13 protein-coding genes and 1 pseudogene are annotated in these 15,739 nt (G+C 73.7%); 4 read left to right on the top strand and 10 right to left on the bottom strand.

The window, feature by feature from the left end; all coding sequences use genetic code 11:
• Positions 1–39: 39 nt before the first annotated feature.
• Both E0493_RS21520 and E0493_RS21515 read left to right on the top strand, forming a co-directional pair.
• A complete protein-coding gene (locus E0493_RS21520; protein WP_160939326.1) occupies positions 40–1,044 on the top strand; it encodes a Gfo/Idh/MocA family protein in 1,005 nt (334 codons plus the stop codon).
• The gene (locus E0493_RS21515) at positions 1,041–1,844 is read left to right on the top strand and encodes a shikimate dehydrogenase family protein (RefSeq protein ID WP_160939325.1); all 804 of its coding nucleotides are present in this window, start codon (positions 1,041–1,043) and stop codon (positions 1,842–1,844) included. The genes E0493_RS21520 and E0493_RS21515 overlap by 4 nt, the downstream gene beginning before the upstream one ends.
• Here the strand turns inward: E0493_RS21515 and E0493_RS21510 are convergent.
• The 7 genes from E0493_RS21510 to E0493_RS21480 form a co-directional block, all read right to left on the bottom strand.
• Positions 1,814–2,311 carry a MaoC family dehydratase gene (locus tag E0493_RS21510; protein WP_160939324.1) on the bottom strand — a complete coding sequence of 166 codons (498 nt, stop codon included), beginning with the start codon at positions 2,309–2,311 and terminating at the stop codon, positions 1,814–1,816. The genes E0493_RS21515 and E0493_RS21510 overlap by 31 nt on opposite strands.
• A gap of 23 nt (positions 2,312–2,334) precedes the next feature.
• Positions 2,335–3,108 carry a 3-ketoacyl-ACP reductase gene (locus tag E0493_RS21505; RefSeq protein ID WP_160939323.1) on the bottom strand — a complete coding sequence of 258 codons (774 nt, stop codon included), beginning with the start codon at positions 3,106–3,108 and terminating at the stop codon, positions 2,335–2,337.
• Complete coding sequence (locus E0493_RS21500; protein WP_202397271.1) at positions 3,105–4,241, bottom strand: acyl-CoA dehydrogenase family protein; 1,137 nt, start codon at positions 4,239–4,241, stop codon at positions 3,105–3,107. Before E0493_RS21500 ends, E0493_RS21505 begins: the two co-directional genes overlap by 4 nt.
• Positions 4,242–4,330: 89 nt before the next feature.
• Positions 4,331–5,332 (bottom strand): LacI family DNA-binding transcriptional regulator, encoded by a 1,002-nt coding sequence (locus tag E0493_RS21495; protein WP_235913944.1) that lies wholly within the window; start codon positions 5,330–5,332, stop codon positions 4,331–4,333.
• An 83-nt stretch (positions 5,333–5,415) separates the two neighbouring features.
• Positions 5,416–6,549, bottom strand: a complete 1,134-nt coding sequence (locus E0493_RS21490; RefSeq protein WP_160939320.1) for an NAD(P)/FAD-dependent oxidoreductase — start codon at positions 6,547–6,549, stop codon at positions 5,416–5,418.
• The gene (locus E0493_RS21485) at positions 6,546–7,940 is read right to left on the bottom strand and encodes an FAD/NAD(P)-dependent oxidoreductase (protein ID WP_160939319.1); all 1,395 of its coding nucleotides are present in this window, start codon (positions 7,938–7,940) and stop codon (positions 6,546–6,548) included. Before E0493_RS21485 ends, E0493_RS21490 begins: the two co-directional genes overlap by 4 nt.
• Positions 7,937–8,203, bottom strand: a complete 267-nt coding sequence (locus E0493_RS21480) for a (2Fe-2S)-binding protein (protein ID WP_367614566.1) — start codon at positions 8,201–8,203, stop codon at positions 7,937–7,939. Before E0493_RS21480 ends, E0493_RS21485 begins: the two co-directional genes overlap by 4 nt.
• Before the next feature lie 149 nt (positions 8,204–8,352).
• Between E0493_RS21480 and E0493_RS21475 the strand changes: the two genes are divergently transcribed.
• Positions 8,353–10,224: a tripartite tricarboxylate transporter substrate-binding protein gene (locus E0493_RS21475; protein WP_160939317.1), complete on the top strand. Its 1,872-nt coding sequence runs from the start codon at positions 8,353–8,355 to the stop codon at positions 10,222–10,224.
• Positions 10,225–10,296: 72 nt separating this feature from the next.
• On the opposite strand, the gene E0493_RS21470 is transcribed toward E0493_RS21475, so the two are convergent.
• From E0493_RS21470 to E0493_RS21460, 3 genes are read right to left on the bottom strand one after another with little or no spacing between them, the layout of a single operon-like run.
• A complete protein-coding gene (locus E0493_RS21470) occupies positions 10,297–11,196 on the bottom strand; it encodes a LysR family transcriptional regulator (RefSeq protein WP_160939316.1) in 900 nt (299 codons plus the stop codon).
• A gap of 40 nt (positions 11,197–11,236) precedes the next feature.
• Complete coding sequence (locus E0493_RS21465) at positions 11,237–13,222, bottom strand: hydantoinase B/oxoprolinase family protein (RefSeq protein ID WP_160939315.1); 1,986 nt, start codon at positions 13,220–13,222, stop codon at positions 11,237–11,239.
• On the bottom strand, positions 13,222–15,252 hold the full coding sequence (locus E0493_RS21460) for a hydantoinase/oxoprolinase family protein (protein ID WP_160939314.1): 2,031 nt from the start codon (positions 15,250–15,252) through the stop codon (positions 13,222–13,224). Before E0493_RS21460 ends, E0493_RS21465 begins: the two co-directional genes overlap by 1 nt.
• A 266-nt stretch (positions 15,253–15,518) precedes the next feature.
• Here E0493_RS21460 and E0493_RS23595 point away from each other — a divergent pair.
• A pseudogene (locus E0493_RS23595) lies at positions 15,519–15,656 on the top strand (lycopene cyclase family protein); the annotation flags it as partial.
• Between the last annotated feature and the right edge of the window lie 83 nt (positions 15,657–15,739).

Genomic DNA, 15,739 nt, shown 5'->3' with positions numbered 1-15,739 from the left:
GATGGGACGGAGTCCGGAAGAAACACGGGAGGAGGCGACATGCCGGTTGGCGTCGGCCTGATCGGGCTCGGCATGGCCACGGCGCCGCACATGCTGGCGCTGCGCGACCTGGTGATCGACGAGAAAGTTTCCATTGTCGGCGGCTTCTCGCCCTCGGCCGGGCGCCGCGAGGCTTTCGCGGAACGGTGGAAGGTGCCGGTCTTCGCCACGCAGGAGGAATTGCTGGCGCAGCCCGAACTGGGACTGGTGCTGATCCTGACGCCGCCCGGCACGCATCTTCCGGTTGCAGAGGCGGTGGCGCGGAGCGGCCGCGCCATGATCGTCGAGAAGCCCGTGGAAGTCTCGGTGCAGCGCGGCGAGGCCCTGGCCGAACTCGCGGAGCGGCACGGCGTCGCCTGCGGCGTCTGCCTGCAGCACCGCTTCCGCCCCGCCGCGCTGCGGCTGCGGCAGGCCCTCCAGGATGGCGAGCTCGGGCGCATCCTTTCCGCCAGCGCCTCGATCCGCTGGTGGCGGGACGCGGCCTATTTCGCCGAGCCCGGGCGCGGCACCCGCGCGCGCGACGGCGGCGGCGTGCTGCTGACCCAGGCGATCCACACGCTCGACCTGCTGCTGCACCTCGTCGGGCCGCACCGGGCGCTGGCCGGCTTCGCCGCCACCTCGCCGCTGCGCCGCATCGACACCGAGGACATCGTGGCCGCCGCGCTCCAGTTCGAGAACGGCGCCATCGGCGTGCTGGACGCCACCACCGTCGCCCGGCCCGGCTATCCCGAGCGCATCGAGATCGCCGGCACCGAGGGCTCGGCGGTGCTGGAGGGCAGCCACCTGACCCTGCACGGCCGCGGCGCGCCGGAAACCCTGGGCGCCACGGCGGCCGGCGGCGGCGCCGACCCGATGGCCTTCGACCACGCCCCGCACCGCGTGCTGATCGCCGACGTGCTGGAGGCCATGGCGACGGGCCGCGCACCCGCCTGCGACGTGCGCTCCGCGCTCGCCGTGCAACGGCTGATCGAGGATCTGCTGAGGGACGCGGAAGCACGCGCATGACCATCACCGGCACCACCCGCCTCTTTGGCATCCTGGGCGACCCGGTCGCGCCGCTGCGCTCGCCGGCGCTGTTCAACGCCGCTTTCGCGCGGCTCGGGCGCGACGCCGTCTTTGTTCCGTTGCAGGTGCCGGCGGGCGCCTTGCCCACCGCCTGGGAAGGGCTGACGCGGCTGCGCAACCTGGAAGGGCTGGTGATCACCATGCCGCACAAGGATGCGGTGATCCCGCTGCTCCAGGCGCTCGGCCCCACCGCGACGCTGACCGGCACGGTCAACACCGTCCGCCGCCGCCCCGAGGGCGGCTGGGAGGGCGAGATGTTCGACGGCGAGGGCTTCCGCGACGGACTGGAGCGCAGCGGTCATGCGCCGCGCGGCGCCAGCATTCTGCAGGTGGGCTGCGGCGCGGCCGGGCGGGCCATCGCCTTCGCGCTCGCCCGCGCCGGCGCCGCGCGGCTGACGCTGCGGGATGCCGAGGCGGGGCGCGCGCGGCAGCTCGCGGCGCGGCTGGCGGAGGGCTGGCCCGAGCTGGTGGTCTCGACCGAGGCCGATGGTCCCGCCGGGCATGACATCGTGGTCAACGCCACGCCGATGGGGCTGCGGCCCGAGGACCCGCTGCCGCTTGACCCGGCGGCGCTCTCGCCGCGCCAGGTGGTGGCCGACGTCATCCCCAATCCGGAGGTGACGCCGCTGGTGGCCGCCGCGCGGCGGATCGGCTGCGCCACCGTGACCGGCCGCGCCATGCACGAGGGGCAGGCGCGGCTGGCGGCCGCCTATCTCGGCATCGCCGGGTGGGAGGGCTGACCGGCGCTTCCCGTTGCGCCTCCCGTGCGGCGGTGGACCATCATGTCGTTCTCGCCCTCCTGCACCACGTCGCCGCGCTGGGTGCGCAGCTCGAAGCCCAGCGTGACGATGCCGCGGTCGGCGTGCCGCGTCGGGCGCAGGGCGGTGACGCGGATGCCGGCCTGCAGGCGGTCGCCGATCAGGATCGGCCCGGTGAAGCGCCAGCGCCAGCCCAGCGAGACGATGGCGGCGAGCTGTGTCTGCGCACGGTTCTTCAGCCCGTCCGCCATGGCGAGGCCGAGGATGCCGTGCGCCACGCGGCCGGGATAGCCGAGCTTCTGCGCATAGGCGTCATCCATGTGGATCTCGTAGAAGTCGCCGGACAGGCCGGCGAAGGCGAGCAGATGCGCCTCCGTGACCTGGATGCCGCCGGTTTCCCAGGCCATGCCCACGGAGATTTCCTCGAAATGCAGCCGCTGGTCGGTCATTGCGCCGTTCCTCCCGGTTGTGCTCAGAGCCGGCCGATATGCAGGCCGCCATCGATGTGCAGCGCGTCGCCGGTGGTGAAGGTCAGTTCGCCGGAGGCCAGCAGCGCGATGGCGCGGCCGACATCCTCGGCCTCGCCCCAGCGGCGGATCGGCGAGAGGCCCTCGGCGATGCGGCGCGTATAGGCCTCGGCGACCGGCGCGGTGAGGTCGGTGCGGATGACGCCGGGCCGCACCTCGTGCACGGCGATGCCATGCTCCGCCAGGCGCAGCGCGAAGACGCGCGCCAGCATCGAGACCGCCGCCTTGGAGGCGCAGTACTCGCCGCGGTCCGGCGAGGCCAGCGTGACGTTGGCGGAGGACACGAAGACGATGCTGCGCGGCGCCGCCGTCTCGCCCGCCGCGACCATGCGCCGCGCCACCGCCTGGGTGAGGAAGAAGGTGCCGCGCGCGTTGACGCCGAAGGCGCGGTCCCAGGAGTCAGGCGCGATGTCCAGCAGGTCGCCGCGCCGCAGCGCGCCGACGCCGGCGTTGTTCACCAGGCACGCGATGCCGCCGCCGCTGTCCCAGACCTCGTCGAGAAAGGCGGCGTGATCCTCCAGGCGCGAAACGTCGAGCGGGCGGAAGCGGAAGCCGCCGCCGGCCGTGCGGACCTCGGCCTCGGTCTCCGCCACGCCCTCCTCGCTGATGTCGGCGGCGAGGATGTCGAATCCCTTGCGCGCCAGGGCGACGCAGGCGGCGCGGCCGATGCCGCGGCGTCCTCCCGTCACCAGCGCGACCGGCCGGCGCGCGGCGCTCATGCCAGCAGGCCCCGCGCCATGATCATGCGCTGGATCTGGTTGGTTCCCTCGTAGATCTGGGTGATCTTGGCATCCCGGTAGAGCCGCTCGACGCGCACGCCGCGGATGTAGCCGGAGCCGCCGTGGATCTGCACCGCGTCGGCGGTGCGGGCCACCGCCGCGTCGGAGGCGAAGCACTTGGCCATGCTGGCCTCCATCGTGGCGCGCTCGCCGCGATCCAGGCGCTGCGCGGCGTGCTGAACCATCAGCCGCGCCGCATGGGCGTCCTTCGCCATGTCGGCGAGCATCCACTGCACCGCCTGGAACTCGCCGATCGCCTGGCCGAACTGGCGGCGCTGCTTGGCGTATCCGATGCTGTCCTCCAGCGCGGCTTGCAGGATGCCGACGGCCAGCGCGGCGATGCCGACGCGGCCCTTGTCCAGCACCGACATCATCATGTGGAAGCCGCGCCCTTCCTGGCCGAGCAGCGCCTCGGCGGGCAGCCGCACGTTCTCGAAGCGCAGCCCGCCGACCTGCGAGGCGCGCTGGCCCATCTTGTGCTCCTTGCGGTCCCGCGTGACGCCGGGCCGGTCGAGCTCCACCAGGAAGATGGACATGCCGCGATGCCCGGCCTCGGGGTCGGTGCGCGCCAGCACGGCGGCGAAGTGGGCGACCGGGGCGTTGTGGATCCAGAGCTTGGCGCCATCCAGCACCCAGCCCTCGTCCGTGCGGCGGGCGCGGGTGCGCAGGCCGGCGAGGTCGGAGCCCGCCTCGGCCTCGGTCAGCGCGTAGGCGCAGCGCCGCTCCGCCTTCAGCAGCGGGCGCAGGTAGCGGTCCTGCTGCGCCGGAGTGCCGTGCTGCGTCAGCAAGGTGCCGAGCAGCTCCACCAGCCCGACCTGGTCGGCGACCGAGGCATAGCCGCGCGACAACTCCTCCATCACCAGCGCATAGGCCAGCACGTCGGCGCCCGCGCCGCCCAGCGCCTCGGGCACGCTGATGCCGAACAGGCCGGCCTCGGCGAGGCGGCGGTAGAGCTCGGCCGGATACTGCTCCGTCTCGTCCAGCTCGGCGGCGAGCGGCGCGATCTCCTGCTCCGCGAAGCGACGCGCCGCCTCGCGCAGCGCGGCATGCCAGTCGGAGGCCCCGGCAGGCAATGAGGGTTCGGGCCATGAGGGTTCGGACAAGGACGTTTCTCCCGTTGGTTCTTTTTCTCGCTGCCACAGGCGGGATGGAGGCGCGGCGGTCATCCCTTCCAGCGCAGGTGCGCACCGCAGGATTCCCGCACCACCAGCGTGGGCGCCAGGATCTCGCGGCGCGGCGCGGCGGCGGGATCGGCGATCCGCTCCAGCAGCACGCGCGCGGCGGCGCGGCCGATCTCGCGCGGCGAAACGCGCACCGTGGTCAGCGCCGGGAACCAGGCGGCGGCCTCGCGGATGTCGTCGAAGCCGATGACGGCGACGTCGCGCCCGGGCATGCGCCCGCTGCGCAGCAGGCCCAGCGTGGCGCCGAAAGCCACGGAATCGTTGAAGCAGACCAGCGCCGTGGGGCCGTCGGCCGGCAAGGCCTCCGCCACCCCCGCCGCCTCGCCGATATCGGTGCGGCAGCACAGCTGCTCGGGCGCCAGCCCCGCCTTGGTCATGGCGCGGAAATAGCCGTCCCAGCGCTCGCGGCTGACGGAGTTGCGGGTCAGGCCGCCCAGGAAGGCGATCCGCCGGTGCCCGAGCGCGAGCAGATGCTCGGTGGCCATGCGCGTGCCGGCGCGGTTGTCCGGCCCGGTATGGGCGCCGCGCCGGAAGCCGCGCACCACGGTCGCATGCGGCACCCGCCACTGTTCGAGATCCTCCAGCAGGCTCGGCGGCGTTCCGGTGGCCGGCATGATCAGCACGCCGTCCACCGGCTGCTCGCGGAAGCGCTCCAGCATGCGGCGCTGCCGCGTGATGGATTCCGAGGTGTTCGCGAGCATCACGACGAAGCCGGCCTCGTCCAGCGCCTCCTCCACGCCCGCCGTCAGCTCGGCGTAGAAGGGATTGGTGATCTCGCAGACCAGCAGGCCGATGGTGTGCGACTTGCCCGACCGCATGACGGCGGCGGAGCGGTCATAGACGTAGCCGAGGCGGGCGGCGGCGTCGCGCACCAGGCGGCGCGTCTCCTCGCGGAGCTTGGTGTCGTCCCGCAGGGCGAGCGCGGCGGTGGAAAGGGCTACGCCCGCCTCCTTCGCCACATCCTTGATTCGAATTCGCTGCATGAAGGGCATCTGTCCTGCCCGCCACAATGGAACGTTCCAATGATTGCGTCAATGCGGTGCCGGCGGCCGCCGGCCGTGCCGCCTCAGGCCGGGGTCACGCCTCGCGGCGCCAGGAAGCGACGGATCGAGAGCCCTTCCAGCGGCGTTTCCGTCCGGCCGTCCAGCGCCAGCTCGCAGAGGATGGCGCCGATCGCCGGGCCGAGCTGGAAGCCGTGGCCGGAGAAGCCGAAGGCGTGGAACAGCCCCGGCGTTGTGCCGCTCGGGCCGACCACCGGGAGCTTGTCCGGCATCATGCCGTCGATCCCGCTCCAACTGCGGATGACGGAAACGCCTTCCAGCGCCGGCACCAGCATCGCCGCCCGCCGCATCGCCCGCAGCGTGACCTGCGCCAGCGGGCGGGACACCGGCACGGCCGGGTCGCCCACCCCATGCCCGCCGCCGATGATGACGTTGCCGCGCGGGATCTGCCGCAGGTAGACGTTGCCGCCGGCCACCCCCACATTGGGCGCGATGGCGTAGGGGATGGGCTCGGTGACCATCATGTTCGGCGTGTGCGGACGGATCGGCACCGGCTCGCCGAACCAGGCGGCCACCTGGCCGCCCCAGAAGCCCGCGGTGTTGAGCAGCCGTGCCGCGCGGAAGCGGCGCGTCGCCGTCTCCACCACGAAGCCGTCGCCATCCGGCCTGCAATTCGTCACGGCGGCCTGTTCCAGCAGCGTGGCGCCCGCCTGCCGGGCCGCCCGCGCCAGGGCGGGGGAAAGCAGGCGCGGATTGGCCGAGCCATCCTCCGGCGCGAAGGAGCCGGCGAGCACCGCCGGCCCCAGCCAGGGAAAGCGCCGCCGCAGGGCGGGGCCTTCAAGGAACTCAAGCCGCAGCCCGTGCGAGGCCGCCACCTCCAGATAGGCCAGCAGCTCGGCCGCCTCGGCCTCGTCGCGCGCCAGCTTCAGGTGCCCGGTCTGCACGAACTCGCAGTCGGTGCCGATCAGCTCCGGCAGGCGGCGCCAGAGCGCGTGGGCACGCCGTGCGATCGGCAGCTCGGCCGGATGCCGCCCCTGCTGCCGGACACCGCCATAGTTGGCACCGGAGGCCTGCGAGCCGACCAGTCCGCGCTCCAGCAGAACAACACGGGCGCCGCGCCGCGCCAGGTGCAGCGCCGCCGAGCAGCCGGCGCCGCCACCGCCGATGATGAGGACATCGGCCTCCGCAGGCGCCGTCATGCCGCGTCCTCTCCCGCCGGCGCGGCCATGATCGGCAGCGGCTTCACGGGCGCCTGCCCGCGCAACCGGCCGATCTCCGCCACGCCGCGGCCGAGCCGCGCCGCCAGCACCTCGGCCGCCGCCATGCCGCAGACCCGGCCCTGGCAGCGGCCCATGCCGATGCGGGTGAAGGCCTTGGCGCGGTTCACCTCGGGTGCCGCGCCATGCGGTCCCTCCGGCGTGGCGGCGGCGCGCAGCTCTCCTGCCGTCACCGCCTCGCAGCGGCAGAGGATGGTTTCGTCCGGCATGGCCGCCGCCAGATGCGCGGGGAAGGGAAAGGCGCGGTCCAGCGCCGCGCGGAAGCGGGCCTGCCGGCGCAGGCGGCCCTGCAGCCGCCGGGTCAGCCTTGCCTCGGTTCTCAGGCCGGCATCGGCCAGCAGGGCCTGCGCGGCGCAGGCGCCGGTCATTTCCGCCACGTCGGCGCCGCCAATGCCGGCGCCGTCGCCGGCCAGGTAGATGCCGGGGAGCGGCGTGCGGCCCATGGCGTCCCGTTCGGGCACCCAGTTGTGCTGCACGGCGTCGAAGCGGATCGGCACGCCCGCCAGGTCGGCGAGCTGCAGTTCCGGCCGGACGCCCCAGCCAAGGCCCACGGCGTCGCAGTCCAGCCAGCGCTCGCGGCCGCTGGAGTCGCGCCAGTGCAGCGCGCTGACTCCCCGCTCCCCGTCCCCTTCGATCGCCAGCGGGGTGACGCCCTCGGCAACGAGGATGCCGGCGGCGCGCAGCCGCGCGACGTAGTAGAGGCCCTTGGCCAGGGTGGCGGGATCATGCGGCAGGCCGGCCAGCGCCCGCGCCTTGGCGGCAAAGGGCGTGGTGTCCAGCACCGCGGCGACGGTGGCGCCCGCCTTCATGTACTGGTAGGCGGCCAGCCAGAGCAGCGGCCCGCTGCCCAGGAAGGCGACGCAGCGGCCGATGGCGCAGCCCTGCGCCTTCAGCGCGATCTGCGCGCCCCCCAGGGTGGTGACGCCCGGCAGGGTCCAGCCGGGCAGCGGCATGATCCGGTCCATCGCGCCGGTGCAGAGGATGGCGGCGTCGAAGCCATGCGCCTCCGCCCGGCCTTCGCGCAGCGTGTGCAGCAGGCGGGGGTCGGCGCCGATGTCCCAGGCCAGCGTGTTGGGTTGCCAGTCGGCGAGCGGCTTCAGCGCGTCCAGCGTGGCGTGCACGGCGCGCGCCTTGCGCGCCTCCAGCCCGTAGAGCGCGCGGGCGCCGCGGACGAAGCCCGCCGGCGGGCGCTGGTAGATGCGGCCGCCGCCATCCGGCGCCTCGTCGAGCCAGAGCGGGCGCACGCCGGCGCGGACCAGTTGCTCCACCGCGCGCACGCCGGCCGGGCCGGCACCCACCACCGCGACCCTCATGCCCGGCGCACCACCATGCCGGGCGTGCATTCGGTGACGCAGGCGCGGACGGGGCCCCGCCCCTCCACCACCACGCGGCAATCCTGGCAGGCGCCCATCAGGCAGAAGCCGGCGCGCGGCCCGTCGCCGAACTCGCTGCGGCGAAGGAAGCCGCCCTCTCCCGCCAGGATGGCGGTCAGCAGCGTGTCGCCCGCGCGGGCGTCGCATCTCCGCCCCTCGAAGACGAAGCGGATCCCGGGCCGGTCCTGATCAACCAATCGCACCAGTTGCACTGCGGAGCCTCCCCTCCCTCTGGAGATAGGGGCAGCACCATAGTCAGCGCGCTGAGTTTTCCAACATGCAGAATTTTTTCCTGATTGTTTCCACAATATGGAATTGCAGTTCGGCAACGAACATGCCAGTGCTGTGATGGATGGCCGATCTTCCTCCTCACCTCGAGATGCAGCCAGCCAGCGAATCCGGCATCCAGGTGCTGGACCGCTCGGTGCGGCTGCTCAAGCTGCTGGGCGAGGCCGGCCAGGGCGGCATGCAGCTCTCGCGCCTGGCGGCTGCCCTGGGGCTGAGTGCCTCCACCACCCACCGCCTGCTGGCGGCGCTGGAGCATCATGGCTGGGTGGAACGGGTGGAGGGCACCAAGCTGCACCGGCTCGGCGCGGCGCTGGTGGCGCTGGCGGGCCAGGCAGCGGACGGCACCGGCCTGCGCCGCCTCTGCCGGCCGGCCCTGGCCCGGCTTTCCGGCGAAAGCGGCGAAACCACCTTCCTGATCGTCCGCAGCGGGCTGAACGCCCTGGTCGTGGACCGGCAGGAGGGCACCTACCTCATCGAGAGCCTGACCCAGGGCGTTGGAGGGTTGATGCCGCTCGGCATCGGCGCCGGCAGCGCCGCCATCCTGGCCAGCCAGCCGGAGGCCGAGATCGAGGCCGTGCTCGCCGCCAATGCGGCGCGCTATCCGCAGTTCGGCAGCTCGGTCGCCCAGGTGCGCGAGCGTATCCGGCAGGTGCAGGCAAAGGGCTACCTGATAAGCGATGAATCCCTCATCGCCGGGCTTGCCGTGCTCAGCATGGCGATCCGGCCGGCGGGACATGCGGTCACCGCCGCCATCGCCAGCAACTTCATCGCCAGCCGGCTCGACACCATCGCCCGCCTCGCCTTCCTGGAACGCATCCGGCGCGAAATCACCGCGATCGAGGCGAGCATGGCCGTGCCGTGCGCCAGTCAACGACCAATCCGCAGCGGAGAGTCCTGCATGACGCAAGATCGCAAGCCCGCACTGCCCCGGCGCCGCCTGCTGGCCGCCGCGCCCGCCCTGCTGGCGGTGCCCGGCCTGGTCCGCCCGGCCGCCGCCCAGGGGACTGCCCAAGGGACTGCCCAGGCGACCGCCTGGCCGGACCGCCCCGTGCGGGTGGTCGTGCCCTTCGCGGCCGGCGGCGCCACCGACCTCAGCAGCCGCATCGTCGCGCAGAAGCTCTCGGAGCTGCTGGGCCAGCCGATCGTCATCGAGAACCGTCCCGGCGCCGGCGGCACGCTGGGCGTGGACGCCGTCGCCAAGGCGGCGCCCGACGGCTACAGCCTCGCCATGAGCGGCCTCTCCACCACCGCGCTCGCCATGGGGCTGTACAAGAGCCTGCCCTATGACCCGGTGAAGGATCTGGTGCCCGTCGCGCCCACCGTGCTGGTGCCGATCGCCATCGCCGTGCGCAAGGGCCTCGGCGTTTCCACCCTGCAGGAGTTCATCGCCCTGCTGAAGGCCAATCCCGGCAAGTTCAGCTATGGCAGCGCCGGCAACGGCTCCTCCGGCCACATCTCCTGCGTCGCCTTCCTGCAGAAGACCGGCACCCAGGCGGTGCACGTGCCCTATCGCGGCAGCGGGCCGGTGTTCAACGACCTGCTGGCCGGCGTGGTGGACTTCACCGCCGACGCGCCGGGCCTGATCAAGCCGCATGCCGAGAGCGGCGCCCTCGTGCCGCTGGTGATCGCCACCGACAAGCGCTCCGCCGTGCTGCCGGAGGTGCCGACCAGCGCCGAAGCCGGCCTGCCCGGCTACAAGGCCTATTCCTGGTTCGGCCTCTTCGCGCCGGCCGGCACGCCGCAGCCCATCGTCGACAAGCTGGCCCAGGCGACCGAAAAGGCGCTGACCGACCCCGCCGTGGCGAAGAAGCTGAACGACGAGATGGGCCTGCCGCCGATGACCGGCTACACGCCGGCCAAGTTCGCCGGCTTCCTCAAGGAGGAGATCGACTACTGGGTGCCGATCGTGAAGGCGAGCGGCGCCAGCCTGGATTGAGCGCGGCCGGGAGGGGTTCCGCCCCGCCGGCCCCATCCCACCGGGGGCATTGAATGCCCCCGGACCCCCACGTCAGTCCGGGGCGCGGCACAGCTCCGCCAGGATCTCGCCCAGGCGGTCCAGCAGGGCGGAGGCGCCAAGCGCCAGGCTGCGCGCCATCACCACGTCCCGCCGCACCTCTGGCAGGAAGGGGCGGGCCACCACGCCGGGCGGCAGGCGGCGCTGCGCCAGCCCGTCCACGATGGCGTAGCCGATCCCCTCCTGCACCATGGCCACCGCGCTCACCGTGGTGCCGACCTCCACCGCCAGCGCGCGCTCCACGCCCTCCTGCCGGAAGGCGAGATCAAGGCTCTGGCCGAAATCCTGCCAGCCGGCGAAACCCACCTCCGGCTCGCCCGCCAGCAAGGCCGGGCGCAACGCCGGCTCGGCGGAAAGCCGGTGCCCCTCCGGCAGCAGCACCACGCAGGGCACGCTGCCCAGCACGGTGCTCTCCAGCCCCGGCAGCGGAAGCGGCGTCAGGGAGAGCGCGACATCCAGCCGCCGCGCCAGCAGCGCCTCGCCCAGTTCGCGGACCGGCAGCAGGTGCACCGTCAGGCGCGCGGCGGCACGTTCCCGCCGCAGGGCGGCGATGGCCGGCGGCACCAGTGAGACCGCCAGGGATGAGCTGGTGCCCAGTCGCAGCAGCCCGCCACGGTGGCTGCCCAGATCCCGTGCGAAGCCCTTGAAGCCCTGGAGTTCCTGGTAGAGCCGCTCGGCCTCGGGCAGCAGGGTCTGCGCCTCGGCGGTGGGCACCAGGCGGCCGGCCCGGCGCTGGAACAGCCGGAAGCCCAGCCGGTCCTCGCAGTGCCGCACCGCCTTGGAGAGGGCGGGCTGCGAGACATGCAGCACCTCCGCCGCCGCGCTCAGCGTGCGGTGCTGCATCACGGCGCGGAAGATCTCGATGTCGCGGGCATTCATGGTGGAGCGCAGCATAGCCACGCCCCTCCCGACCGCCCAAGGCCGCGCCGCGCGTTCAGCCGCGCCCGGCACCCTCGGCGAGGGCGCGGGCGAAGGCGCGGTCCGCCCGCAGCACGGCGGCAATGGCCTCGCGCGGCGCCTGCTCCGGCGCCGCGCGCACCGCGGCGAAGAGCCGCCGCTTCAGCCGGCCGCGCCAGCTCGCCGGCACCCGCGCGAGCGCCTCGATCAACGCCGCATAGGCATCCGTGTCCCAGCGCGCCTCATGCGCGGCGCGCTCGGGGCCGCCGTCGAAGCCCTGGCGCGGCGCGGCGCGGGCGCGCAGGGCCGCCGTGGCGTCCGCATCCACCGCGCCGCCGCGGAGCACCACGGCATAATCGCGTTCCGCCGCCGCCACGCTCAGCCGGCCCGCCTGGATGTCGCGCAGCACCGCCTCCGGCTTGCGGGCGGCCGGGTCGCCGCGGCCGCCGCCGCCGGGCGAGACGATGCGCACCACGTCGCCGGGCGCGAGGTGCAGCAGGTCGGTGTTGCGCAGGTCCTGCTCGCGCTCGGTGCCGGGGTTCAGCGCAAAGCTGCTCGGAGCGCCCGGCTTGCCGCCCAGCGTGCCCCAGGGGCGGAACTGCGTGCGGTCGCGGTTGCGGGCGGTGACGGTGGCGTCCGGCGCATCGGTGGTGAATTCCAGCACCGTGGCGAGGCCGCCGCGATGCGTTCCGGCGCCGCCGGTATCCGGCATCAGCCCGTAGCGCAGGATGCGCACCGGCGCCTCGGACTCGGTGATCTCCACCGGGCTGTTCTTGAGGTAGGCGGCGTCGGCGCCGGAGCCGTCGGTGCCGTCGCGGTGCGGCATGCCGCCGCCGCCGCCGACGATCGGCGCCACCGCGGCGATGACGCGCCGCCCGGTGCGCGGGTGCTCGGCGGCGAGGTTGATGATGGAGGAGGAGCCCGCCGGCGCCGCCGGCAGCCGCTCCGGCGCCGCCTGGGCGAAGGCGCCGAAAACGAGGCTGCGCAGCCGCGCGCAGGTCAGGCTGCGCATGCCCACCGCCGCCGGATGCGCCGGGTTCACCACGCTGCCCTCGGGCAGGATGCAGGTGAAGGGCCGCGTGGTGCCGAAGTTCAGCAGGATCTTGGGGCTGAGCGCGGAGAGCACGTAGTACACGCCGACCAGGATCAGCGAGTGGCGCGGATGCCCGCCGGTCGGCACGTTCATCGAGCTGAGGGTCTGCGGGTCGGTGCCGGTGAAGTCCAGCTCGGCGGAATCGCCCTGGATGCGCAGGGTCAGCTTCAGCCGCAGCGGATCGCCGCCGACGCCGTCCTCGTCGCAGTAGTCGGCGAAGGTGTAGGTTCCGTCGGGCAGGTCAGCCAGCACGGCGCGCGCCTGCGCCTCGCCATAGTCCAGCAGGTCGGCGAGGCCGTCCTTCAGCGTTTCCGCCCCGAAGCGGCGCACCAGGTCGAGGATGCGGCGCTCACCGGTGTTCACGGCGGCGACCAGCGCCTTCAGGTCGCCCCAGTTCTGCTCGGGCACGCGGACGTTGGCGAGGATGGTGCGCACCAACGTCTCGTCCAGCACGCCGGCGCGGTAGAGCTTGCTGGGCGGGATGCGCAGCCCTTCCTGGTGCACTTCCGTGAGTGTGCGCGAGAGACTGGCGGGCACAGCGCCGCCAACGTCCACGTTGTGGATGTGCCCGCCGGCGAAGGCGATGACCGCGCCCTCGTGGAACACCGGCTTCCACATGTTGGTGTCGGGCGAGTGGGTGGAGAGATAGCCGGAATAGGGATCGCTGGTGAGCGCGACGTCGCCGGGGTCGTAGCCGCCCGGGACAAGCCCGATCGCCGCCTCGTAGTCCACCCCGGGATACCAGGTGGCGCCGAGGTCGAGCGGCACGGCGCAGGTCTTGCCCTGCGCGTCCAGCAGCTGGATGGTGAAGTCCTCCGTCTCCTTGACGAAGGTGGAATGCGCCGTGCGGTAGAGCGTGGTGGCCATGCTCTCGGCCGCCGCGCGGCAATGGTTGCGCAGCACCTGCAGGGTGACGGGATCGGTGCGCATCAGGCGTGCTCCATCACGAGGTTGCCGAGTTCGTCGGTCACGGCGGTCCAGCCGGCGGGGACCAGCACGGTGCAGTCGGCCTGGGTGACGATGGCCGGGCCGGCGAAGCGCCCGCCCGGGCGCAACGCGGCGCGGCGATGCAGCGCGGCGGTCTTCCAGGCGCCATCCAGGCGCAGTTCGATCCGGCTTTCCGGCGCGGCCGCGTGCGGCACCGCCGCCTGGCGCGGCATGGGCAACGGCGGCGCCGGGCGGCGGGCGGCGGCGCGCAGGCTCACCACCTCCACCGGCGCCTCCGGGTCGGAATGGCCGAAGCTCTCGGCATGGGCGGCGTGGAACAGCGCCAGCAGCGCCTCCACCCCCTGATCCAGCACGGCGGCGGGCACCGGCACGGTCAGCTCGTAGGATTGGCCGCGATAGCGCAGGTCGGCGCCCAGCGCGGTTTCCGCCGCGCCGCCGCCGCTCATCTCGGCGAGGGCGGCATTGGCCTCCTCCGTCAGCTCATGGAACACCTGGCGCAGCGCGGGCCAGCTTCCGGCCTCCAGCGGCTGCAGCACGGTGCGCATGGTGTCGCGCCGCAGGTCGGCGGCCAGGGCGCCCAGCGCGCAGAGCGTGCCCGGCACCGGCGGCACCAGCACCCGGCGGATGCCCGCCGTCTCCGCCAGCAGCGCGCCCAGCATGGGGCCGGCGCCGCCGAAGGGCATCAGCGTCAGCTCGCTGGCATGCATGCCGGCGCGCGCCAGCAGCTTGTCGATCTCGATCAGCATGCCGCTGATGGCGACGCGCAGCACGCCCTCCGCCGCGCTCGCCGCCTCCACGCCCAGCGCCGCGGCGATCGGCGCGATGGCGGCCTCGGCGCGGGCGGGGTCCGGCGCGATGGCGCCGAAGCCCAGCTCGCCCTGGCCGAGGATGCCGCAGAGCAGCGCCGCATCCGTCACCGTGCACTGCGTGCCGCCGCGTCCGAAGCAGGCCGGGCCAGGGGTGGAGCCGGCGCTCTCGGGCCCGACCTGCAGCACGCCCTGCGCATCGAGCCGCGCGATGGAGCCGCCGCCCTGGCCGCTGGAGACCACCGCCACGGTCGGGATGGCCAGCGGGAACTCGCCGATGGCATGGCCGCTGCCGAAGGCGGGCTGGCCGTCGGTCAGCAGCGCCACGTCGGCGCTGGTGCCGCCGATGTCGAGCGTCAGCACCGCATGGGTGCCGGCCGCCTTGGCGACCACGCCCGCCCCCACCACGCCCGAGGCGGTGCCGGAGAGCAGCATGCCCACGCAGTCCCGCCGGCCGCGCTGCGCCGTCATGGTGCCGCCGGCCGAGGTGGTCAGCAGCAGCGGCGCGGCGATGGCGGCGGCGGCAAGCTGCGCCTCGACGCGCTCCAGATAGGCGTCGATGCGCGGATGCACATAGGCGTTGAGCACCGAGGTGGTGGTGCGCTCATACTCGCGGATCGCCGGCCAGACCTCGCTGCCGCGGAACACGAAGAGCTCCGGCGCCAGCTCGGCGACCATCGCCGCCACCGCCTCCTCATGCGCGGGATTGCGCCAGGCGTGCAGGAAGGAGACCACCACGCCCGCGCAGCCCGCCGCCCGCGCCGCCGCCACCGCCGCCGCCACCGAGGCGCGGTCGGGCGGGGTCAGGGTGCTGCCCTCGGCATCCATCCGCTCGGTGACAGGGAAGACCCGTTCGCGCGGCACCAGCGGCTCGGGGCGCTCGCAGAACAGGCTGTAGGGGTCCGGCATGCGCAGCCGCGCCAGCTCCAGCATGTCGGTGAAGCCGGCGGTGGTGAGCAGCGCCAGCCGCGCGCCGCGCCGCTGGATGATGGTGTTCACGCCGACGGTGGTGCCGTGCACGAAGCGCTCAACCGCCTCCGGCACCAGCCCCGCCTCAACCAGCCGCCGCAGTCCGGCGGCGACGTCCTGGCCCGGCTCCCGCGGCGTGGTGAGCACCTTGAGGGTGGTCATCCGCCCCGCTTCCGTGTCGAGGGCCACGAGGTCGGCGAAGGTGCCGCCGATGTCAACGCCGATGCGCCAAGCCATGCCTGCATCCATCCGTGGAGGTCTTCGCCGCAGCATCGCGCCGCCGGGCCGGCGGGACGAGTTCTTCCATGGCGGTGGGCGATAACCTCCGGGAATACCCTTTGATGCGAGAGGCGGGTGGCCGCGCCGGCCGGACCGTGCTGCGATGCTCACGCCGCGCGGCGGCGACCACAACAGCACGGGACGGCACGGATGACCCTGGCCATGGCGCAGCCCACCTCCACCGAACGTCCGGCACGCAGCGGCCCCGGGCCGGAGCCCGTTGCGTGAGCGGCTCCTCCACCGCGGCGGCCTTCGACGTCGTGATCCTCGGCGGCGGCTCGGCCGGGTGCGTGCTGGCGGCGCGGCTCAGCGAGGACTCCGCGCGGCGGGTGCTGCTGGTCGAGGCGGGGCGTGACCTGCGCGCCGACGCCATGCCGGAGGACATCGCCTCGCCCTATCCCGGCCGGGCCTACTTCAAAGCGTCTAACGAAACCCGCTGAAGCGC

Origin of the sequence: Teichococcus coralli (genome assembly GCF_009829925.1) — a bacterium.
GTDB lineage: Bacteria > Pseudomonadota > Alphaproteobacteria > Acetobacterales > Acetobacteraceae > Pseudoroseomonas > Pseudoroseomonas coralli.
Note: the sequence above shows the minus strand (reverse complement) of the source record. Positions and strands in the feature narration are given on the sequence as shown.